General features: G+C 70.9%; 19 protein-coding genes and 1 pseudogene. 10 read left to right on the top strand and 10 right to left on the bottom strand.

Translation table 11 applies throughout. From position 1 onward, the window contains the following. Nucleotides 1-118: 118 nt before the first annotated feature. A complete protein-coding gene (locus ACIBU0_RS42880) occupies nucleotides 119-391 on the bottom strand; it encodes a hypothetical protein (RefSeq protein ID WP_398829951.1) in 273 nt (90 codons plus the stop codon). Nucleotides 392-645: 254 nt separating this feature from the next. Here ACIBU0_RS42880 and ACIBU0_RS42875 point away from each other — a divergent pair, with 254 nt between their 5' ends. From ACIBU0_RS42875 to ACIBU0_RS42865, 3 genes are read left to right on the top strand one after another with little or no spacing between them, the layout of a single operon-like run. Further along, nucleotides 646-1,329 carry an RNA polymerase sigma factor gene (locus ACIBU0_RS42875; protein ID WP_398829949.1) on the top strand — a complete coding sequence of 228 codons (684 nt, stop codon included), beginning with the start codon at nucleotides 646-648 and terminating at the stop codon, nucleotides 1,327-1,329. Beyond that, entirely contained in the window at nucleotides 1,313-1,702 is a 390-nt protein-coding gene (locus ACIBU0_RS42870) for a hypothetical protein (protein ID WP_398829947.1), read from the top strand. The genes ACIBU0_RS42875 and ACIBU0_RS42870 overlap by 17 nt, the downstream gene beginning before the upstream one ends. Further along, nucleotides 1,699-3,309: a hypothetical protein gene (locus ACIBU0_RS42865; protein ID WP_398829945.1), complete on the top strand. Its 1,611-nt coding sequence runs from the start codon at nucleotides 1,699-1,701 to the stop codon at nucleotides 3,307-3,309. The genes ACIBU0_RS42870 and ACIBU0_RS42865 overlap by 4 nt, the downstream gene beginning before the upstream one ends. Nucleotides 3,310-3,370: 61 nt before the next feature. Here the strand turns inward: ACIBU0_RS42865 and ACIBU0_RS42860 are convergent. From ACIBU0_RS42860 to ACIBU0_RS42845, 4 genes and pseudogenes are all read right to left on the bottom strand, one after another. Then, a pseudogene (locus ACIBU0_RS42860) lies at nucleotides 3,371-3,811 on the bottom strand (single-stranded DNA-binding protein); the annotation flags it as partial. A 57-nt stretch (nucleotides 3,812-3,868) separates the two neighbouring features. After that, nucleotides 3,869-4,921 (bottom strand): peptidoglycan-binding protein, encoded by a 1,053-nt coding sequence (locus ACIBU0_RS42855; protein WP_398829943.1) that lies wholly within the window; start codon nucleotides 4,919-4,921, stop codon nucleotides 3,869-3,871. 82 nt (nucleotides 4,922-5,003) lie between these two features. Beyond that, nucleotides 5,004-5,648 (bottom strand): hypothetical protein, encoded by a 645-nt coding sequence (locus ACIBU0_RS42850; RefSeq protein ID WP_398829941.1) that lies wholly within the window; start codon nucleotides 5,646-5,648, stop codon nucleotides 5,004-5,006. A 20-nt stretch (nucleotides 5,649-5,668) separates the two neighbouring features. Next, nucleotides 5,669-6,304: a hypothetical protein gene (locus tag ACIBU0_RS42845; protein ID WP_398829939.1), complete on the bottom strand. Its 636-nt coding sequence runs from the start codon at nucleotides 6,302-6,304 to the stop codon at nucleotides 5,669-5,671. Nucleotides 6,305-6,733: 429 nt separating this feature from the next. Between ACIBU0_RS42845 and ACIBU0_RS42840 the strand changes: the two genes are divergently transcribed. The 7 genes from ACIBU0_RS42840 to ACIBU0_RS42810 all read left to right on the top strand — a co-directional run bounded on the left by ACIBU0_RS42840 (nucleotide 6,734) and on the right by ACIBU0_RS42810 (nucleotide 13,250). Beyond that, complete coding sequence (locus tag ACIBU0_RS42840; RefSeq protein ID WP_398829937.1) at nucleotides 6,734-7,336, top strand: hypothetical protein; 603 nt, start codon at nucleotides 6,734-6,736, stop codon at nucleotides 7,334-7,336. Between the two features lie 59 nt (nucleotides 7,337-7,395). Further along, nucleotides 7,396-7,674, top strand: a complete 279-nt coding sequence (locus ACIBU0_RS42835) for a MarR family transcriptional regulator (RefSeq protein ID WP_398829935.1) — start codon at nucleotides 7,396-7,398, stop codon at nucleotides 7,672-7,674. Then, nucleotides 7,671-8,708 (top strand): hypothetical protein, encoded by a 1,038-nt coding sequence (locus ACIBU0_RS42830; protein WP_398829933.1) that lies wholly within the window; start codon nucleotides 7,671-7,673, stop codon nucleotides 8,706-8,708. The genes ACIBU0_RS42835 and ACIBU0_RS42830 overlap by 4 nt, the downstream gene beginning before the upstream one ends. 12 nt (nucleotides 8,709-8,720) lie before the next feature. Beyond that, a complete protein-coding gene (locus tag ACIBU0_RS42825) occupies nucleotides 8,721-9,530 on the top strand; it encodes an ATP-binding protein (protein ID WP_398829930.1) in 810 nt (269 codons plus the stop codon). A 153-nt stretch (nucleotides 9,531-9,683) separates the two neighbouring features. After that, nucleotides 9,684-10,928, top strand: a complete 1,245-nt coding sequence (locus ACIBU0_RS42820) for a DUF2637 domain-containing protein (protein ID WP_398829928.1) — start codon at nucleotides 9,684-9,686, stop codon at nucleotides 10,926-10,928. Nucleotides 10,929-11,006: 78 nt separating this feature from the next. Next, a complete protein-coding gene (locus ACIBU0_RS42815) occupies nucleotides 11,007-11,420 on the top strand; it encodes a hypothetical protein (RefSeq protein ID WP_398829926.1) in 414 nt (137 codons plus the stop codon). A gap of 189 nt (nucleotides 11,421-11,609) precedes the next feature. Then, a complete protein-coding gene (locus ACIBU0_RS42810; protein ID WP_398829924.1) occupies nucleotides 11,610-13,250 on the top strand; it encodes a hypothetical protein in 1,641 nt (546 codons plus the stop codon). Nucleotides 13,251-14,006: 756 nt separating this feature from the next. Here ACIBU0_RS42810 and ACIBU0_RS42805 read toward each other — a convergent pair. The 5 genes from ACIBU0_RS42805 to ACIBU0_RS42785 all read right to left on the bottom strand — a co-directional run bounded on the left by ACIBU0_RS42805 (nucleotide 14,007) and on the right by ACIBU0_RS42785 (nucleotide 20,432). Beyond that, entirely contained in the window at nucleotides 14,007-14,828 is an 822-nt protein-coding gene (locus ACIBU0_RS42805; protein WP_398829921.1) for a hypothetical protein, read from the bottom strand. A 346-nt stretch (nucleotides 14,829-15,174) separates the two neighbouring features. Continuing rightward, entirely contained in the window at nucleotides 15,175-15,498 is a 324-nt protein-coding gene (locus ACIBU0_RS42800) for a hypothetical protein (protein WP_398829919.1), read from the bottom strand. A gap of 75 nt (nucleotides 15,499-15,573) precedes the next feature. Continuing rightward, nucleotides 15,574-16,002, bottom strand: a complete 429-nt coding sequence (locus tag ACIBU0_RS42795; RefSeq protein WP_398829916.1) for a hypothetical protein — start codon at nucleotides 16,000-16,002, stop codon at nucleotides 15,574-15,576. An 82-nt stretch (nucleotides 16,003-16,084) separates the two neighbouring features. Beyond that, nucleotides 16,085-16,408, bottom strand: coding sequence for a hypothetical protein (locus tag ACIBU0_RS42790; RefSeq protein WP_398829914.1), 324 nt, complete (start codon nucleotides 16,406-16,408; stop codon nucleotides 16,085-16,087). Nucleotides 16,409-16,496: 88 nt separating this feature from the next. Then, nucleotides 16,497-20,432, bottom strand: a complete 3,936-nt coding sequence (locus tag ACIBU0_RS42785; protein ID WP_398829911.1) for a hypothetical protein — start codon at nucleotides 20,430-20,432, stop codon at nucleotides 16,497-16,499. Between the last annotated feature and the right edge of the window lie 28 nt (nucleotides 20,433-20,460).

Here is a 20,460-nt window from a genome sequence, read left to right as displayed (position 1 = left end):
GGATAACGGGCCAGGGCGCCCCCCTCTCCTAGGTGCTTTTCGCGCGCGCAGCCCACGCGCCTCGCGGCGCGGCTGGCAAGGAGGGAGGGGCGCCCTGGCCCGTTATCCAAAAGATCAGTCAGGCGGTTGCGCGGGCCCGCCGGTACGGCTCCTCGGCGACCCGCATGACCCAGCACAGGCGCAAGTCAGGCTCCTTCTTCGTACGTAGGACACCACGGCGCCGGCCGGTACGGATGACTGTGGTCAGGCTTTCACGGGGAAGCCCCAGCTCCTGCACACGCGCGGCCGCGTCCGGCATGACGAGCCACTGGTCGTAGGGGAGTCGCATCAGGGCCGCGTCGATCTGCGCCGGCGAGAGCGGGGCGTGCGCGGGCAAGGCGTGCGAGGGCATCGCGGGGTGCTCCTTCTCTTCGGGTTGGGCGCCCGCCGAGTTGCTCTCCCGACGCTCGCCTGCAGTGCAGGAGATTACAGTAAGCCCAGGGAAATCGACCATGGGGCCTCTGGACGATGACTGGCGCAACTTGGCCGGTTATGCTTCCCTCGCGCCACAGCGGAAGACGATCCTCCTTTACCCCGGTTGGGTGTTCTGGTCTATCGGCCCCGCTTAGGGGGGCGCTCAGACGGCACATGGGGGGACATCACGCCGTGACCGACAGCACCGCAACCATCGACCAGCTCATCGCACGCGCGGCCGCCGGAGGACCGGATGCGCCCGAAGCCATGAGCGCCTTCTACGCGCGTCTCAACGGAACGGTCTACAACTGGGTCCGCCAGTACGTGCGCGACCCGCACAAGGCCGAGGACCTCGCGCAAGAGATCTGGATCAAGGTGGCGCAAAACGTGGGCCGCTACCGCCCGGGGACGAACCTCCTGGGTTGGCTGATGACCATCACGCGCAACACCGCGGTCGACCACCTGCGCAAGGAGCAGCGCCGCCCCACGGAAGTTCTCCAGGCGGACCACCTGCAGCTCGACCGGCCGCGGCCGGGACTCTCCGTTCACCAGCAGGCCGAACGCCGACAGCTCGCCGCCGCCATGGCCGAGCGGATGAACGAACTCAAGCCGGATCAGCGCACCTGTTTGCGGCTGCGTTTCTTCGACGGACTCAGTCCGGCGCATACTGCGGAGCTCATGGGCAAGACTGAGGGCGCAGTGCGAACCTTGACGGTACGGTCTTTGCGCCGGCTGGCCCAGGTTCTTCCGGAGGGGGACTCTTCCGCCGAACTGGTGGAGGAGCTGTTGAAGCTCGCAGTAGGCAGAGGGAAAGTTCACGGTGTTCGGGTCCAGACTTCACAGCAGGAGAGGGCGCCCCATGTTGCGACGCGCTGACAGGGCAGCGGAGCGCCTCGAGCGTGCTCTCGAGGGCGGCCCGATCCCCCACGACTCCGACACCCGCCGCGCCCTGGCGGCCGCGGGCGGCCTGACGCCCGGCCACGGCCGCAATCCTGCCCGCGTCCAGGCCACGCACGACGCGATGATGGCGGCCTTCATGCGGGCTCAGAACCCGTCCGAGACCCGCGACGACGCCGGCACCGACGACGGCCTGGAGGAGATCGACCTCCACCGCACCGAGGTCTCCCTCCCCGACGGTGGGCAGATCGTGCTCTCCGACCTCGAGGAGATCACGCCCGAGCGCCTGGAGGAGGCGACCTTCATGGCCGCCGAGATACTCGCGCGCAGGGCGAAGGACCACCAGAGTTGAGCAGCCCCACCGAGAAGGTCGACATCGTCGTGGGGGCGTTCCCCACCCAGGCGATGCTGTGCAACCTCAACGGTGTGCGCACCCTGTTCCTCAGCTTGGACCAGGAGTTCGACCGTGCCGTGCAGAACGTGCGCAACGTGCTGCCGGGCATCACTGTCGAGGCCGCGGAGCGGATGATCAGGGAGCAGGCTCCCGAGATCCGGGACTTCGACGAACTGCTCGGGCGTACCGACCCCGTCCCGCCCAGCGTGGAGGGTCCCGCGGCCGCCCTGGTGGACGACGTCGTCAAGGAGCAGCTCCCGCGCGGCACCGCGAAACGCCGCCGGAAGGTCGTCCTCGTCGCCGCGCTGCTGCCCGCCCTCGCCGCGAGCTGGGCTCTGGGCAGGTACACGAACGTCGCCGACCCTGCGCCCTCGACGACCAAGGCCAGCGCTACGGACGCGACGCCCGACGTGGCCGACGCCGGAGCGACGCAGGCCCCGTTCAGCGACCCGAAGTTCGAGTGGTTCTCAGGCTCGAGCGAGATCGTGTGCGACCCGATAAGCGCGCTCGAGGCCGAGTGCACGGATGCCGACGGCATGGTGATGTCCACCAAGGCCGCGACGGGGCCGGACAGCACCATCTTCACGTTCTCGTACGGCAGCGAGCGCATCGGGCTGCGGATCTTCTACGACGCCGAGTATGCGGACACCTGGGCCCGGCAGGACGGGTCCAAGGAGCTGTACCCGCACATGAAGGTCCACGATCGGTACGTCTTGTGGGGCACTGACCCCGAGCGGATCAAGGAGTACGCGGACCTCCTGGTGGAGGCCGACAAGCACAAGGGCCCGGCGCCGACCGCGATGGGCGGAGCTACTCCTCTGCCTCCGCGGCTGGCCGCGCTCACCCTGGGCACGCTGGGCCTGAACGACCGCGACGTGAACCAGATCATCGCCCGACCGATGGCGGCGATGACGGACGCCCCCGCCATGGTGGCCGCGCGCCTGGTGCTGGGCCTTGACTCGGCGCCTGTCGGGCATCTGCACGACGGCGACGACATCGTGGCGCTCGCCGCCGGCATCGAGCCGAACCCGCCGGTTGTCGTCGAACCGCAGGGCCCGGTAGTCGTGCCGGTCTCGGAGCCGGGTACAGGCACCGGATCGACCGGGGACACCACCACGCCGACGGCGCCAGCCACCACTCCCGCGACCCCACCGGCAGCGGACACGAAGCCGCCGACGGAGCCCGCGACGCCGACCACCCCGACGACGCCCACGGCGCCGACCACCCCCACCACGCCGACGACGCCGACCACCCCGACGACCCCGCCCGTCGAGGAGACGCCGGAGCCGCCGGTCGAGACTCCGGCCCCGCCGGTGGAAGAAACCCCGGCACCGCCCGTCGAGGAGACGCCGGCCCCGCCGGTCGAAACCCCGGCACCGCCCGTCGAGGAGACGCCGGAGCCGCCGGTCGAGGAGACCCCGGCACCGGTAGAGACGCCCGCCGAAGGGGCCACGCCCCCCGGGCAGGACCACAACTCGGAGACGGCCACGCCTCCCGGGCAGGAGGAGAGCGGGGACGACCTGCTGATCCTGGACTCGGCCTGGACGGTCGCAGCCGCCGCCTGAACAACGAGGAGGGCCCCGGACGTCGGTCCGGGGCCCTCCTGCGTTCCTGGCATCAGAACGGCGGTTCCTGGGTCGCCCACGGGTCGTCGCCGGCCGGACCCTGCGCCGCGGCCGCGGCCGGACGCTGGCCCCCGCCCCCGGTGGTCTTGGTGACCCGGGCCGTGGCGTTGCGGAGGCTCGCGCCGACCTCCTCGACGTCCAGCTCGTACACCGTGCGCTTGACGCCCTCACGGTCCTCGTAGGACCGCTGCTTGAGGCGCCCCTGGACGATGACGCGCATGCCCCGCTGGAGGGACTCAGCGACGTTCTCGGCCGCCTGGCGCCACACGGCGCAGGTCAGGAACAGGCTCTCGCCGTCCTTCCACTCGTTGGTCTGCCGGTCGAAGGTGCGCGGAGTCGAGGCGACGCGGAACTTGGCCACCGCGGCGCCGGAGGGAGTGAAGCGGAGTTCGGGGTCGTCGACCAGGTTGCCTACGACGGTGATGACGGTCTCGCCTGCCACGGACGGGCCTTTCGAGGGAAGGGGCCGGCCCGCGGGCGCGGACCGGCCGGGAGTGGGTCAGGAGAACAGGAGCTTCCAGGTCTGCGGGCCGGGGATGCCGTCGGCGTCGCCCTTGAGGGCGGCGTGCGCGAGCTGGAAGTCGCGGACGTTCTTGCGGTCCGCGTCCGACCACCGCGGTCCCGGGCCCGACGTGTAGTGCTTCCCGTAGCCCTTCCGCACGAGCTGCTGCCCGAGCAGGGTGATGGACGCGTTGGACTTGCCGGGGCCGAACTTGTCAACGCCGGGGAACGGCGGGGCCGGCTTCGCCGTGACCTTGCCCGGAAGGGTGCCGAGCAGCTCCTTGAGGGAGGCCTCGCCGGGGACGCCGTCCGCGGCCGCGCCGCTGTAGCCGAGGGACTCCTGGAACTCCTGGTAGTTCTTCGTGTCGGCGTCGGTCCAGGTCGGGCCGGGGCCGCTGGTGTAGTGCTTGCCGAACCCCTTCTTCACCAGGGCCTGTCCGACCTTGGTGATGTGGTCGCCCTTGGCGCCATAGCCGTAGACCAGGCCGTTGATGGTGACCTGGGCGCGCGAGACGTCGGAACCGCCGCTCGGGAGGGAGCCGCCGGGGTTCGGGGCGGGCGCGTAGTCCCCGGCCGGCATGCCTGCCTTCACCCAGGCGTACAGCTTGGTGCCGGGGCAGGCGGTCGCGAAGCCGTCCCGATGGCCCTTCTTGGACAGGGTGCGGCCGGTCTTCTTGCACGCCTCCTCGTACAGGGCGCGGCACGCTGCCAGCGCCTTCGCGCTGGGCTCCTGGTCGCCGCCGATGGCGATCTGGACGCCGATGCCGGTGGTGTTGTGGTTGGGGCAGTGAGCGCCCTGGAGGCCCCAGCCGCGGCCCTCGTAGATGTTGCCAGCCTGGTCGACGACGAAGTTGTAGCCGACGCCGCTCCAGCCGTTGCCCAGGTGCTCCGCCTCGATGGCGCGCATGATCGCGTAGCCAGTGCGGGTGATGTGCGCGCCGCCGTCGTAGTGCACGAAGAACTCGGTCCGCTTGGACAGCGAGACGGATGCCGGGGTGCCGTTCCACGGCTTCGCGCCCCAGGTGGCGCGGGAGATGATCTTGACGGTCATGGGGTAGTGCCCTCCACTGAGTGATCAGGTGGAGGGCACCGTGCAGGGCGGGGGCGGTTAACGTCGCGTGCTGCCGTGCGGCCTACTCGTCGAGGACCTCGGCATCGACGACGGAGCCGTCCTCGAGCTCCGGCGGGTACTCGACGGAGAACAGGCTGCGGTCCAGGCGCTCGGCGAGGGCGGACAGATCGACGGCCTGGTCGTCGTTGCCGGACGGGATGTCGCCCAGGCCTGTGATCTCGACCGCGACGATGGCGTCCTTGCCGTAGTGCTCGCGGTGCTGCCGCTCGAGGTACCAGGCATCGGCGCGCCAGTCGGGCGACGTGCGGTCCTCCACGGTCTCCTCGACGATGTCGCCGGTCACGGAGTCGCGGAACCTCCTGGTGGTGACCTTGGTGACGATGCCGCCGTCGGCGACGCGGCGGATGTTCATCATGGCGCGCGCGGCCGCCGTGGCGCGGGCGGTGCGGACCTTCTCGTACAGGGTCGCGTACTCCTCCTCGTCCGGGTTTGGGTCCTCGCCTGCCTCGCGGGCCTCGACCTCTGCGCGGCCGCGGGCCATCCACGCCAGGAAGCTCGAGCGGGAGACCCCGGCCATCTCGGCGGCGAGCTCGACGGCCACGCCGGTGCGCGACGCGCCGACGAGGCGCGCCTCGACCTCGTCGGAGAGCAGGCGTGGGCGACCGCCGCGGCCCTGGGGCCGGCGTGCCTTGCGTCGGGGGGACATGGTGTTCCTCGAGGGGCGGGTCAGCGGCTGGACGTGAACATGTGCCCGCAGGCCGGGCAGGTGGTGTGCGGGGAGCGGCCCTCGTCGTCGGGGCTGAGTTCGTCGCTGCGTTCGCCGTCGTCGGGCAGGTGCAGCAGGGGCGTCTCGTCCTCGCGGCCGCCGCCTGGCAGGGTCTCGGGGTCGACCTGGCCGAGTAGCTTGTCGATCTCGTCGTGGGGGATGGCCAGGGAGTCGAACAGCTCCGCGTCGCCGGTGGCCAGGTCCTCGAGGACCTCGGCGAGCTCGCGCGGATCCCATCCGCCCTCGCCGGGGAGCCGGTTCAGCTTGATGGCCAGGGCTTCGGCCTCGGCGTCGTTCCTCGACGACCAGCCGCGCAGCACGGGGACGAGCCAGCCGCCGTCCTCGTCGATGACGATGCCGCTGGGCGCGCGCATCCCGCGCCCCTGCATCTCGATCAGGGACTCCCGGCGGCCGTGGCCGTGGAGGGTCTTCCTGGTGCGCTCGTCGACGACCGGGATCTCCACCAGGCCGTGCATGTCGATCGACGCAATCATGAGCTCGAGCTCGTGACGCTTCGGGTTACGGTCCGCCGGCGTCAGGTCGGTGAGCGGCACGTAGGCGATGAAGCGCGGCGGCCTGGCGATCGTCTCGGTCACGGCTGGTGCGGTCCTCTCCCATGCGTCGGTGTCCGGCAGCGGGAGAGGGCTGCGAGCCCGCGGACTTCAACCGCGGCGCCCCGCCTCGCAAGCAGGGCGATGCCGTCATGGCCGACCCTCACCCGCCGCCGGGCCGCCTCCGCCCTCGTTCCGGTTGGGGCGGAGCCGGGGCCCCGCCGCTACCGGTGACGTCGCCGGAGCTGCAGAACCGCGAGGAAGGTAGGTGGGCGCGCCGCTTGTGTCGCGTGCTCCACAAGGGATTTCCCTGGGTGTACTATTCGGAGCGGCTGGGAGAGCAACCCAGCTACCTGGGCCTAGGTGTAACAAATTTCGGCCGGTGACGTACCTCCATGCGACGCCCCGAAGACACCCCGCCCGGGACAACCCGAATCCTGGGCCATGGCGTCCGGGGAAGAGAGGAACACCCAGATGTCGAACGACGTCGCCGACGACACGCAGGCCGAGGAGCCCGCCGGCATCCCGCTGCCCACGCTCGCGCTGGTCGGGGCGCTTGCCCGCGCGATGGAAGACCACCAGCGGGAAGTCATCAAGCCGCGGAAGGACGCCCCGCGCGACCCCCTCGTCGAGGACTACCTGGCGACGAAGAAGCCGGAACTCGTCGTCGAGATCGACGGCGAGAAGGTGGGCCACTACAAGGTCAACCTCACGAAGGACCGGTTCGAGGTCGACGACAACGCGGCGTTCGACGCCTACGCGGAGGACAAGGGCGAGATCGACATCGTCATCGTCCCGAAGCCCGCGTTCGTGGATGCGGTCCTCGCGCACGCGCAGCGCGACCCGGAGACGGGCACCATCTTCGACTCGCGGTCCGGCGAGGTCATCCCGGGTCTCAAGTTCGTGCCGGGCGGGAAGCCCACCGGCACCGTCACCTGGACCTGGAACAAGTTCAAGGGGCGGCCGATCGGTAAGGGCGTGCTCCTGGCGGCGTACAAGCGCGGTCGGCTCGACGAGTACCTCAAGGAGACGCCGGAGCTGTTGCCCAAGGCGCAGCCCGGCGCGAGCGACGAGTGACACCGACCGCCTGGGCCCGGCCCCGTGCGGCCGGGCCCCTCTCCCTGGGGACCAGCACCATGACCGCCACCGCGACCGCCACCCGGAAACTCTCCGACCGCGCGCACCGCATCGTCTTCGAACTCGCCCTGCACGACGGCCAATGGGTCGACGTCGCCGACATCTACACCCGTCTCGGGCTGACCTCGCACCAGGTGCGCAACGCCCTCAAGGAACTGATCACCGCGGAGATGGCCGAGAGAGAGCGGCGGCCGGTGGCCTCCGAGACCGGGTGCCGCCGCACGCACCGCACCTACTTCCGCCTGACCGACGAAACCCCGAGCGAGGCCTCCGCATGAGCCGCCTGTCCGATCCCACCGGGATGCGAGTCAACCGGCGGCCCAAGTTCGTCGCCATCGACTCCAAGACGGTCAGGGATACCAGCATCAGCTACCGCGCGCTGGGGCTGCTGGGGTACCTCCTGGACCAGAAGGAGGGGTGGCAGGTCCGGTCCGACCAGCTCTCCAAGGGCGAGGGGCGCGAGGGCCGCGGCGCGGTCCGCACCGCGCTGCGCGAGCTCGGGAAGGCCGGTTACTACCGGCTCGAGCGCCGCCGGTTGCGCGACGGCAAGTGCGTGATGGGCACGGCCGTCTCGGAGTACCCCGTCAAGCAGTGGCAGGAGGACTACAAGATTTTCAACTCCCCCTCCGACCCGGCCGTCCCCGTGGTCGAGCAGGAGGACGGCACGTTCCTGGTCGAGTACCCCGACGGCACCTTCGGCAGCGACGGGTTCGAGCCGGACCTGCTCGACGAGGAGGAGCCGCCCGCCGACCCCGAGCCGGAGGAGGCCGACGAGCTCGAGGCCACCGCGGAGGAGCCGCCGGCCGCGCCGGAGAAGCCCGCGGCCCGCCCCCGCCGCACCCGTCGCACCCCGGAACAGAAGGCCGCTGACGACGAGGAGAAGGCCGCCGAGAAGAAGCGGAAGGACGAGGAGAAGGCCGCCCTCGACGCGGCCGCCCAGGCGGTCGCGAAGTGGTGGTGGGACCACGCCGAGAAGCACCTCGGCAAGTACGTCGGGGCCACGAACGGCTTCGTGGCCATGCGCGGCATGGTGAGGAAGGCCCTCGAGGCGGGCTACACCCAACGGCAGTGCGCGGACGCCCTCGTGAGCGCGCGCAAGCACCTGCCCAGCGCGCAGCAGTGGCAGACCGCCCTCGGCGTCGTCACGAACCACATCATCCCGAGCCAGCCCACCGGCCGGATCCCCTACAGCGACAAGGCCACATGGGGCGACCACAGCGACGCCCCGACGTCCACGCCGCCCGGTGACGCCCCCAGCACGCCCTCTGACGACTCCGACAACGCCACGTTCGGCGTCATCGCACGACCGTAAGGAGCGCACCCGATGTCGGTCACCACGCACGCCGCCCCCGCGCGCGGCATGAACGCCCTCGGCGACCTGAGCGAGCACATCGTCAGGGTGCTGCAGAACAACGGCGCGGACATATCCCAGCTCGGAGTACCGCCCCAGCCCGAACCCCAGGACGGGCTCTGGGAGGACGTGTCGGTCCCCCAGGCCCGCGCGCGGCTGAACATGTGGAGGAACAGCATCGAAGACGCCGCCCAGAACGAGTACCTGGCGTTCCGGTTCAGCCACCTCGACGACAACCAGAAGCCGAACACCCTGCGGGGATGGCTCGACTCCCTGGTCGAGGCGAAGAAGTTGGATGCCCGCCCGTCGGTCCTCAACATGCTCATGCCGGGGCCCATCGGCAGCGGCAAGAGCGCCGCGGCGTGCGCCCTCGGCAACGAGGCCGCGGAGCGCGGACTGTGGACCCTGTACGTGAAGCACGCGACGTACCTGACGTGGCGCCGCCCCGACTCCGCTCCGCACAACATGAAGGCCTGGGAGGTCCGCAAGCGGTTCGTCGAGTGCGACCTCCTGGTCCTCGACGAGCTGTGCGGCGAGATGGACGTCACGGCCACCGAGTTCGCACGGCGGGAGACCATCGACCTGATCGACGCCCGCATCTCCGCCGGGCGGCCCACCGCGTACACCACGAACCTGCGCAGCCGCCGACAGCCAGGGAGCCAGGCGATGGGCGTGGTCGACATCCTGGGGGAGCGGCTGCTGTCCCGGCTCGAGTCCTCGGCGCACCTGGCGAAGATCGTGGGCCCGGACCGACGGAAGCCGACGCAGCCCCTCGACTGGTGACCCGGGCGCCGAAATGCCCTGTATGCCCCTGTCGCTGACGGGGAGTGAGCGTCGATAAAGGCACAGGAGACGGAAGACGCTATATCGTTTGGTCGACCCGGAAGGCCATGAGCATAAGCCGACCGGGGAGACCCGAACGAGAGGAAAGGTGTCTTGAAGCTGCCGTTCACCCGTGCCCGCGAGGGCGACGAACCGCAGACCCCCGTCGACTCCGAGCCGGACAGCCCCACCGACTCCGGCGTCCCTCCGCTCAGCATCTGGGAGCGCCGCGGCGTCAAGCTGACCGCGCTGGGCGGCGTCGGCGTCGGAGGCCTCGGCTTCTACGCGTCGTTCGACGCCGTGTCCGCCAAGGCCGCTCAGTGGGGTTTCGACGAGCCGTGGGTCCTGCCCACCGCCATCGACTCCGCCATCCCCGTGTTCACCGGCGCGTACCTCTTCCTGATCCGCATGGACATGCGCCTGTGGTGGGCGCGGCTCGTCCCCTGGGCGCTGAGCCTGATCACCTGCGCCCTGAACGTCGCGGCCGGCAACTCCCTGTGGTCCAAGGTCGCGCATGGCGCCATGTCCCTGCTCTGGGTGGCCGTCTCCGAGATCGCCGCGCACACCTACGCCGTCCGGATCGGTGCGGCCACCGGGCGCCGCCGCCGCATGGACAAGGTCCGGCTGTCCCGCTGGTTCCTGGACCCGCTCCCCACCTTCCTGCTGTGGCGCCGCATGAAGCTGTGGGAGCTCACCTCGTACGACGCGGTCCTCAAGCTCGAGCAGGAACGACTCGTCTACCAGGCGAAGCTCCGCGGCCGGTTCGGTCGGGCCTGGCGCAGGAAGGCGCCCGTCGAGGCCTTGATGCCGCTCCGTCTCGCCCGTACCGGTGTCCCGCTGCAGGAGACAGCAGCGGAGGGACTGCGCGCGGCGGGCCTCGAGCCGGGCATCTTCGCCCAGCCGGTCGCGCCCGTCGAGGAGCTCCCGGCCCTTCCCGCGCCCGTGCTGGCGCCCGTCGTGCCCGCGGCGGCCCCGAAGCCGCCCCGGGTCACGGCCACCGTCCCGGCGCAGCCGGCAAAGGCCCTCGAGCCGGCGCCGACACCGGAGCCCGCGGCCGCGGCCGGGGAGGAGCGGGGCGAGCCCCAGCCGTACGTGGTCCCGGCGTGGAGTACCGAGGAGGAGCTGCGCGCGATCATCGCCGAAGTCATCGACGGCGGACACCGTGACGTCTTCGACGGCCCCCTGACTGGAGCCGCGATTGCCGAGGTCCTCGGCCAGCACGAGGGAAGCGGCCGTAGGACGCGCAGCCGCATCATCAAGGAGTACGCGGCGCAGAAGGGCGTCCTCCTTCCGCAGCCCGCCACCGTCGACGCAGTCTTCGCCGCGTTCGACCAGGCGCTGACGGCAACCGGCTCGTAAGGCATCCTGCCCCTACCCGTACCGAAGCGGCGGGCCCCCGACCAGGGGTGCCCGCCGCCTGCATGATCGGACCCCTTCATGACACCGGAGATCCTGGCCCGGATCGCCACCGCCCGCGCTGCCCGCGACCTGTCCGACCTCGCCCGGCGTGCAGTCGCCACCACCGCCGAGACCACCAGCCCGACGGAGCGCATCCGCAGGGTGCGCGAGCTGCGCGAGCTGACCAACCAGCTCGTCGACCTGGTCGTGCTCGCCGAGTCGTTCGGCGGCGCGTCCTGGGATGAGATCACGCAGGCACTCGGCCGGCGCGACCCGGGCACCGTGCGGAAGGAGTACGCCGCCGACGTCGCCGAGTGGGGCGGGAAGTCGGAGGCCGAGCTGGAACGGGCGGCCGAAGGGTACGAGGCGCTTGACGAGTGGTACGCCCGGCACCGGGAGGACCAGGACCCGGAGGTCTCAACTCCCGTCGCTGATCTGCGCAACCGGCATTGAGCTGTCACCCCGAGCGGGTAGAATAGTAAGCCGATGGCAACGGCGAGAGGTTAACCCCTCTGCCGTTGCATCCTCCGCGGGAGAGCAACCCGGGGAACCAACGAAGCGAGGAACACCCAGATGCCTGGTATCACCGCGCCTCAACGCGCGCGCACATCCCGGAGGCCGACCGGTCTGCCGAACCCTCCGATGATCCTCCTGGCGGGGCCGGAGAAGACTGGCAAGAGTCGCGTCGCGGCGGAGGGCACCGCCTCCGAGTTGCTCGGGATGACCTACTGGATCGAGATCGGTGGCTCCGAGGGCACCGCCGACTACTACGGCCGGATCCCCGGGGCGAACTACGAGATCGTCCCTCACGATGGCAGCTACCAGGACATCCTCGACGCCGTCCGGTGGGCCGTCGCGCAGCCGCCCGCCGTCGAGGGCAAGCGGAACATGATCGTGCTCGACAACGTGTCCGTGCTGTGGGACATGCTCAGCGACGAGCAGGCCTTGTTCGCCCGGTGGCGCGCGGAGAAGAAGGCGCAGGAACAGCGCCGCCGCGGTCCGAACCCGGATCTCCCCGTCACGGTGGACCCTGACCTGTGGAACCGGGCGAAGGACCGGTGGGGCGAGATCCTGTGGCTTCTGCGGCGGCACTCCGGGCCCACGCTTCTGCTCGCCCGCCAGGAGCTCGTCACGGCGTTCGAGAACGACAAGCCCACCCGGGACAAGACCCGCAAGATCAAGGCCGAGAAGAACCTCCCGGCCGCGGTCGACGCGATCGTCGAGCTTCACGCGCTGGGGGAGGCGTACCTGACCGGCGTCCGCACGCTGCACTGGGAGGTCACGCCCGGCCAGAGCGAGCGGTTCGAGGATTTCAGCATCGACGCCCTGCTCCGCCGCATGGGCTTCCAGGAGGCCGCGGCCGCCCGCCAGGTCACCGAGGCCCGGCCGGAGGCGTACCTGGACGAGCAGCAGGCGCAGCGGCAGCAGCAGCGGCCCGACCAGCGGCAGCAGCGGCAGGGGCAGGCGCCCGCCCGGCAGGAGGACCAGCGACCGAAGCTGACCGGCGACCAGGCCGTCGAGCTGATCCGGAAGGCACTCGCCCACGAGACCAACCCGGAGGCTGAACTGCAGAACATCCGGGAGCAGTGGGGAATCGTCACCCTGCGGCAGATCCAGACCCGTACCAAGACGTGGGGGGACATGAGCGCGGACGACCTGATCACCCGCTCCCTCGCGTACGCCAAGGGCCGCGCCGAGCAGAAGCAGCAGACCGCCGGGCAGGCCGGGCAGACGCCGTCCACGCCGCCGGAGCACGTCCCGCCCACGCCTCCAAGCACGCCCCCGGCCCAAGGCCAGCCGGACGGGGCCCGTGAGCACCAGGCGCACGAGGAGCCCGAGCCGCCGGCCGACGACGATGCACCCCCGCCGCCGGACCCGCAGTTTGAGGAGCCCCCGGCGGACGAGCGCCCGGAAGAGGTCAGCGAGGCCGAGGAGCCCCAGGCAGCTCCCTCCGCCCCGGCCGCCGCCGCGGCGCCCCGGGTAAACCGTCGGAGCCGGAACGAGGGACTCGCGCTCAAGGCGTTGAACGCCGAGGCGAACGTCCAGGCCCGGATCAAGATGATGACTGTGGGTGAACACCTCGGGCCGATCTCCGAGGAGGGTGACCCGGCCATGACTGTGCTGCGGGACTACCTCCAGCAGCACCGGCCCGCGATCATCGCCCAGCTCGAGCAGGAGGGGCACACGGAGCTCGCCGCCTACTACCGGCAGGCGCCGACCGTCGACCCCCAGATTCAGCAGAGGTTCGCCCCGTACTTCGAGGGCGCGCCCGCCGGGAAGTGAAGTGACGTGAGGTGATGCGCGCCCGGCCCCCTCGGGCGCGCTCCTCCGCCGCACCGCGCCTCTGCGATCACATCACCTCACGTCACCTCAGCAGCGCGCGCCCGCGCGCCTCGGGCCTCCCCCACGCGCGCGCCCAGGTGACCCGCGCGCCCAGTCCGGGACCGCGCCGATCCGCGCCCGCGCCCTCCTTCCAGCGCGCCGGACCGCGCGCGCTCCAGGCGCGCCTCGAGGCCGCGCGCGCCCACCCCGACCGCGCCGCGCGCCGACCTGGGCGCGCCTCCTCGCGCGCGCTCAGGCGCGCCGATCGGCAGGCGCGCGCCATGACCGCGCCGCGCCGCGCGCGCCCGCCGAAGATCGCGCGCGCGCCCGGATCGGCAGGACCGCGCGCCCGCGCCGAGGCCTCCGCGCACAGGCGCGCCCGGGACAGCGCGCCGTGGCGCGCGCCTTTGACCTGCCCTTTTCCGGAGCGCGCCGCGCGCCCGGCCCAAGCGCGCCACGGTGGGCGCGGCCTCCTGGACGTCGTCGACACGCGCGCGCGGACCTGGTGGCGCGCGCCGACCGGCGCGGTGATCGCTGCTCGAGGGCGCGCGCCCGACGGCGCGGTCGACCGCGCGGGTGCGCGCCGATCGGCCGGCCGCGCGCCGAGGACCGCGCCCGTGAGCGCGCGCGGCCGCGCCATGGAGCGCGCCCTGGACATGACGAAGGGCGCGCCATCGGGCGCGCCCTGGAGGGAGGGACGATCGGTCGGTGGCGCGCCTACCGCGCGCCCGGCCGGGCCGCGCGCTTGACCGCGCGCCGCGCCCGCCGCTCCTCCGCCGCCTTCTCGAGCGCGCCGCCCTTCTCCTCCCGGAGCAACTCCATCAGCTCCTCGGGGTGCCGCTCGCCCAGGAGCTTGTACGCCTGCAGCCGGTAGTTCGGCTCGGCCGGCATCCGACCCTGGCGCGCCTCCCCGAACTGGACTGAGTAGCGCAGGAACGCGGCCTCGGACTCCACGCGCCGGCGGAAGTTCTCGATACGGCGGTCCCGCGCGTTGCCGCTCTCACCCGCGGGCGGTTCGGGCATGAAGCGGGCCGGCTCCTCGAGCATGAGACGGCACAGGCGCGCCGCCCTCACGGCTACTCTCGGTGATCGGAACGCGAGGGCCTCGACGAGCGGGGACGTCGGAGCGGGGACCGGCTCGTCGAGGATGAAGGCAGTCCACCGGTCGGCGAACGCGTCGTCGTCGAGGGCTGCCAGGCCCTTCGCGTGCTCGTGGGCCAGGTCGTCGACGACGTCCTCGAGCGGCGACATCGCTGCCTTGATCGTCTCCCGCCACGGCGCGATGCGGACCTGCTGCTGCTTCCTTGTCTCGCCCTCCCGGAGGGGGTTGTAGGACTTCGCCCGCTGGACGGCGGTCCGGAGCGCCTGGAGGGTGCGGGGTGCCATACGGGGATCGTGCAGGGCAGCGCCCTGGATGTCCCGGGGTGCGCGCTTGTCGGTGCCGCCGGTGACGTACTGGACGACGGTGTCCATGAAGGCCTCGGGGCTCATCTCGGACAGTCGCTGGATCTCGGCCGCAACCTGCTGCGCATCGGCCATGTGCGTGTTCCTCCGCTTCGGGTGTGACCCGTGCTCTCGGGCCTGTGTCGTACTGCCTACTGAGACAGGACGAGGTGACCGCACTGGGCGCGGAGATGCGTGTGCCGGATCATCGCAGGAGCATCCACTCCCCGGCCCCGAGTGCTCTACACGCACCCGGTTACTCGATTCGCTATGGCCAGGTAACCAACGGGCGAGAGGAACACCCCAGCTCTTGCGAGCGGCGTGGTCTTGAAGCCCATGAACCCTGGACCGGAACCTCGAACGCATTCTTCGCGGCCGCGGTACGGCCACCTCAGTTGCAGATGGTACCCGCCGACCGGGGGCCGGCCGTGCCCTGTGGCCCTTATTCGGCCTGCTGGGGCGTCCTCTTGGTGGTGAGGCTCTCGATCATCGGGGCGAGCTTGCTGGGCTTCCACACGAGGTCGTAGCTCGTCTGGGAGGCCGCGAGCACACCGAGGATGGTGACCGTGGTCAGCTTGCCGTGCTGGAACTGGTCCCAGCCGCCGTCCGCCGCCACGGCGAGGACGCCGGCGACGAGCGCGGCCACGACCGCGACGACCTTCTTGTACTTCGCCGACCAGGCGGGGCGCTGCACGACCGCGGTGAGCAGCGGGAGCACAGCGCCGACCTGGCCGCCGGTGGAGAGAGCCTCGAGCGTTGCAGACATGGGTGTTGCCCTTCATGCGGGGATGCGTGACGGGCGGACTGTGCGCGCGGCAGGCCCCTTGCGTCGCGTGCTGGCTCAGCCGTCCGGCCGGTCGCCCAGGTCCTCGGCGATCTCCCGCGGCGGGGAGGGGACGGGGCGGTCGTAGAGCTTGGCGACCAGGGCGCGGAGTTGGTGGATGTAGTCCACGGCCGCGGCCTTCCAGCGTCTCCACTGCCGTTGTTCTTCCTCGAGGCGCTCGACCCTGTTCTCCAGGGTGGTGACCCGCTCGAGGGTTTTCGCGTTCGTCTCGCGCTGCTGCTCGAGGAGCTGGGTGAAGCCGTTGGTCACGGTCTGGACGGAGGTGACGAAGGTGGTGGCCTCCGCGGTCTCCGCGTCGGTGTCGTTCTTCCGCTTGTTCTGGCGGTACACCATCCAGGCCCCGCCCAGCACACCCGTCATGCCGAAGAGGGGGGAGAGGACAGGCGCCAGAGAGATGAGCGACTCCACGAGCGCCTCCTCGGTCATCGGTCGTCAGTAGGGGTGCGCGGGAGCCGGGGCCCGAAAGCCCGCGGCTCCCCGCAGCCGGAACGTGCACCACGGCGGGTGCTTACGTCTCCGCCTGATCGGCCTGGACCGTCTGCGCGGCGTCGGGGCTGACTCCGGCGACGGCGTTCCAGCCAGCTCGTATCGCGCCGAGGATCTGGTCGTCCGTGATGGCGGCCGCCATCGTCGCGGGGTCCGTCGCGCCGCCCGCGGCCGCGGTGGCGGCCGCGGCGATCATGGGCGGGGAGGCGACGATGCCGACCATCATCTGTGCGGCCTGCGCCTCGGTGGGGCTGAGCACGGTCTTCGAGAGATTCCAGCGCGCGGGATACCCGGGGGTGTCCGAAGGCTCGGCGAAAACCTCCTGCGCGACCATCGCGATGGCCATGCGGACGCGGGGAAGTAACGTCGGCTCGCAGGCGAGACCGCAGATGGCGTTCAGGGACAGCGGCAGGGCGGGCACGGGGGCAGCCTCCTCACTTGGTGTAGGTGACGCGGAGCTTCGGGGGGTTGGTCTGGCCGTAGCCGCGCGCACGGCCGTAGTAGGTCGTGCTCGAGTTGTTTGGGTCCAGCGCAATTCCGCGCCACTTCGTCGAGTCGAAGACGCTGGTGATGTCCACCCACTTGCCGACGTTCTTCGCCCAGGACACCGACTTGGCCTCCGCGTCGCACGAGAACGTGGACGGGCGCGAGGTGTGGCTGTGTGCCTTGATCACGGCCGTTCCGCCGGCGTTGTTGTACCAGTGATCGAAGTAGAGGTAGACCTCGGCCTTCTGGATGGTCGCGCCGGACAGGTCGGTGCCCAGGGCGGACGAGAACCCGATCAATGACGCCTGCATGCCGTTCGTGGAGCTGTAGTAGCCCTGCATGCAGGAGTTGCCGTAGTACGAGTTATACGAACTGCGTGAGGCGTAGGAGCCGGACCAGGTCGCGTTGTACGTCTTGGTGTACTGGACGACGGGCGGGGTGGCCGAGCCGCCGCCGGTGTTGTATCCGCCCGTCTTTGGGATCTCCGGCCCGATGTCTTCGGCGTAGAAGAAGCAACTGCGGCCGGTGGTGGTCAGTCCCAGCTCGAACGTCTGCCCCGAGGTGCCGCCGGAGTTCTCGAAGGAGAGCAGGAACCGGTGTAGGCCGGCGCCGATGGCGCTGCCTGGGGTGATGTACTCCAGCTCTGCCGTCCAATACCGGCCCGTGTGCGACGGCGTCAGGATGACGTGCTGGCGCAGCGTTGACGTGATCGTGGGCGAGGAGGCTCCGCCGTCTCGGAGGTAGAGGCGGGCCTCGCCGTCGTTGGCGACGTCAAAGTCTGCGGTGGCCTGGAACTTGACCCGGTACATCCGGCCGGACTCGATCGTGACCGGCAGCTCGAAGTAGCCGAGTTCCGTACCGGTGGCGGTGACGGTCGTCGTGGGCTGTCCGAAGGCGATGATGCCGCGGGGCCGCTGGTCGAGGATCGTGGTGATGTCGTCGCCGCCCACCGTGAGGCCCTCGGCGATGGCCATGGACTGAAAGCCCGCCTTGCCCTCCTGGTCGATCGTCGCGACGGGAAGACCCGCGGTCGACAGGGTCAGGTAGTTGGGGCGGCCGGTGAGGAGCGCGACGGCTTCCTCGCCCGCGTCGTCGAACAACTGCAGGCCCAGCGGCGAAATCTCCGTGCGGGCCCCGGCGAACCCGGACGCGGTGACGTAGCGGGCAACGGCGTTGTCCCATGTCACGGTGCCCGCGGTCGAGGTGACCGACTTGAGGCGGACGACGACCTGGGTGGTGTTCGCGGGCGCAGCGACGTCGGAGACGCCGGAGAGCCGCGTCCAGGTGCCGAGGACCGTGCCGCCCGTGCCGGAAGTGATGGTGGCGTAGTCGAGCGGTGTGCCGGCCGCGTTGCGCCACTCCGCGTAGATGCTGACCCGGTCGCCGACCCAGTCCGTGGAGGCGAGGTAGTCGACGGCGAGGTACATCTTCTGGCCGGGCACGGCAGGGATCGGCCCGACCAGCGTCATCTCCACGGCTGATGTCGCGTTGTTGCGCAGGGCCTGGGCGGTGCCGTTGCCGCCTGCGACAACGGACCAGGACGTGTTGCCTGCCACCCGCTGGGCGGTGACGGCTCCCTCGAAGGAGGGGTCGGCAATCAGGTTGCCGTCGGTGCCGAGCGACAGCCGGTCCGCGGTCAGGGCTCCGGCTTTGACGTGCGTGGCGTCGATGACTCCGGCCGCGATCTTCGTGGCCGTCACGGAGTTCACGGCCAGCTTGTCCGCGGTCACTGCGAGGGCGTTGAGCTTGTCCGTGGTGATAGCCAGTGAGGCGATCTTTTCGGCGGTGACGGCCAGGGCCAGGAGCTTGTCCGTCGTGATCGCTCCGGCCAGGATCTTCGGCGCGGTGATCGCACCGTCCGCGATCTGTACGCCCGGGACGATCGGGCGGAGGGCCGCGTTGTCGAACCAGGCGTCTCCCGCGGTCGTCGACGCGACCTGAACCCGTACGGCCGCGCGCGTCGTGCCGGCGGGGGCCGTGACGGTCCCGGACACCCTCGTCCACGCCCCGAGGGTGGGGGCGCCGCTGGTGCCGACCACGCCGTAGCCCAGGACCGTTCCGGCGGCGTCTTCCCACCTCGCATGGATGTTGACGGAGGAGCCGGCCCAGTCTGCGGAGAGGAAGTAGTCGGTGGCGAGATAGAGCTGGTCGCCGGGCAGGGCAGGGATCAGGGTCAGGGGCACGTCGCGGAACACCGCGGTCGCTGACCGGCTGTCGATCTTGAGGGAGGAGGCCGAGCCGTTGCCCTTGGTCTTGTCCTGCGTCGCGTACGACAGGCCGAGGATCAGCGCCGCGGTGACGGCGCCCTCGAACGAGGGGTCGGGCAGGATGTTCGCCCCGCCGGTCACCGTGAGCTTGTCCGTCGTGATGGACCCGGCTGCCACGGCATTTGCGGTGACTGAGCCGGCCGCCAGCTCCGTCGCCGTGACGGAATTCGCCTGCAGCTCCCGCGCGCTGATCGCGTCGGCCGCGATCTTCCCGGCGGTCACGGCATCCGCGGCGAGCGCCGCGGTGTTCACGGCCCCGGCCGTGATGTTGATGGAGTCGACGATGCCGGTCTTGAGGGCCTCGAGCGTGACGACGTCGACCTGCATGACGCTGCTCGACGTCGCGCCGATCCCGTTGTAGTTGAGCCAGACGTACGGCGAGATGTACCGGACATCGGCGTGCGCGAGACCGGGGGAGCGCGGGTCGTTGTTCGGGCCCGCGGAGCCGTTGGCGCCGGCCGCGGCCCGGCCCATGATGAAGCCGATGACCTGGACCCAGCCGTCGGCCTGAGTGATGGTCCGGCCCGACGCAGCGACGTAGTAGTGGGAGTTCCCGCTCCCGGCGGTGCCGTTGCGGTTGATGAGGGTCCGGCCGTCCGCGCCGATACCGGCGATGCCGACATAGAACGTCTCGCTGGTCCCGGCCTTGAGGCGCACCCGGGCGCTCAGCCGGTACAGCACACCCGGCTCGTACGGGATGACCGTGGTGCCCTGCAGCCGGTTGTAGCCCGTGGCCTGGCCCACGCGCTGGCTGGTCGGGGCGTCGGTGACGCCGGTGAGGTATTCCCAGGTGGCCCCGGTGCCCTTCTCCGTGATGGTCCAGGCGTTGGGGTCGTTCATCGTGTCGACGTAGCGCTGGGCCGCCGAGTCGGAGAGCGCGCCGCCCAGGGCGTTGATGGTGACGGCCCCGTTGGCGATCTTCCCGAGGGTGACCGCGGCCTTGGCGAGTTTGTCCTCGAGGACCGCTCCGTCGGCGAGCGCGGTGGTCCCGACGGCTCCCAGGGCGATCTTCGCCGCGGTCACCGCGCTCTGGGCGAGCTTGACCTCGGTGACCATCCCGTCGACCAGGTCCTGCTCGACGGCCTGGCGCGCCTTGCCCTGCACGGCCACGGATGGGGCGCTGAAAAGACCGGCGGTGTTCAGGGCGAGGAGCCGCACCCAGCAATCGGTGTAGGTGTTCAGCGCGATGGTGACGCTTCCGCCGGAGACGTCGGTGATGGCCGCGGCGAGGGTGGTGACGTCGGGGGTGAAGTCGGCGGCCTGGCCGACGTGCACCTGCATGGCGGCGAAGTCGGTGGGTGGGGTGTCGGCGTCGTCCCACCAGCCATCCCAGTTGACGACCACCCCTGACAGGGAGGACGTCACGGTGGGCGCGCCGGGCGTCGGGGGTGGGGTGGCGGCCGCGGGCTCCGGGACGAGTGCGATTCCGCCGTCCGGCTGCACACCGACCGATCCGGCGAGCTGCCCGTCCTCGGTGTAGATGTCGAGGGTGCCGCCCTCGATGCTGGTGTACGCGGCCTTGGAGGTGCGCTCGAGGTCCCGGAGGCGACGGTCGTAGTCCGCCAGGAGCGCGGCGAAGCGCTTGGCGTCCGACTGATCGTCCAGGAAGTTGACCATGGCGCGGGATGGTCAACGGCCCAGGTGG

Source organism: Streptomyces sp. NPDC049627, assembly GCF_044465645.1.
Classification (GTDB): domain Bacteria; phylum Actinomycetota; class Actinomycetes; order Streptomycetales; family Streptomycetaceae; genus Streptomyces.
The sequence above is the reverse complement of the archived record's forward strand: the minus strand, read 5'-3'. Positions and strand labels throughout refer to the sequence as shown.

Coding starts and splice junctions, on each gene's coding strand:
- ACIBU0_RS42880 (WP_398829951.1), bottom strand. CDS start 391: ATGCCCTCGCACGCCTTGCCCGCGCACGCCCCGCTCTCGCCGGCGCAG.
- ACIBU0_RS42870 (WP_398829947.1), top strand. CDS start 1,313: ATGTTGCGACGCGCTGACAGGGCAGCGGAGCGCCTCGAGCGTGCTCTC.
- ACIBU0_RS42855 (WP_398829943.1), bottom strand. CDS start 4,921: ATGACCGTCAAGATCATCTCCCGCGCCACCTGGGGCGCGAAGCCGTGG.
- ACIBU0_RS42850 (WP_398829941.1), bottom strand. CDS start 5,648: ATGTCCCCCCGACGCAAGGCACGCCGGCCCCAGGGCCGCGGCGGTCGC.
- ACIBU0_RS42840 (WP_398829937.1), top strand. CDS start 6,734: ATGTCGAACGACGTCGCCGACGACACGCAGGCCGAGGAGCCCGCCGGC.
- ACIBU0_RS42835 (WP_398829935.1), top strand. CDS start 7,396: ATGACCGCCACCGCGACCGCCACCCGGAAACTCTCCGACCGCGCGCAC.
- ACIBU0_RS42830 (WP_398829933.1), top strand. CDS start 7,671: ATGAGCCGCCTGTCCGATCCCACCGGGATGCGAGTCAACCGGCGGCCC.
- ACIBU0_RS42825 (WP_398829930.1), top strand. CDS start 8,721: ATGTCGGTCACCACGCACGCCGCCCCCGCGCGCGGCATGAACGCCCTC.
- ACIBU0_RS42815 (WP_398829926.1), top strand. CDS start 11,007: ATGACACCGGAGATCCTGGCCCGGATCGCCACCGCCCGCGCTGCCCGC.
- ACIBU0_RS42810 (WP_398829924.1), top strand. CDS start 11,610: ATGATCCTCCTGGCGGGGCCGGAGAAGACTGGCAAGAGTCGCGTCGCG.
- ACIBU0_RS42805 (WP_398829921.1), bottom strand. CDS start 14,828: ATGGCCGATGCGCAGCAGGTTGCGGCCGAGATCCAGCGACTGTCCGAG.
- ACIBU0_RS42800 (WP_398829919.1), bottom strand. CDS start 15,498: ATGTCTGCAACGCTCGAGGCTCTCTCCACCGGCGGCCAGGTCGGCGCT.
- ACIBU0_RS42795 (WP_398829916.1), bottom strand. CDS start 16,002: ATGACCGAGGAGGCGCTCGTGGAGTCGCTCATCTCTCTGGCGCCTGTC.
- ACIBU0_RS42790 (WP_398829914.1), bottom strand. CDS start 16,408: ATGGCCATCGCGATGGTCGCGCAGGAGGTTTTCGCCGAGCCTTCGGAC.
- ACIBU0_RS42785 (WP_398829911.1), bottom strand. CDS start 20,432: ATGGTCAACTTCCTGGACGATCAGTCGGACGCCAAGCGCTTCGCCGCG.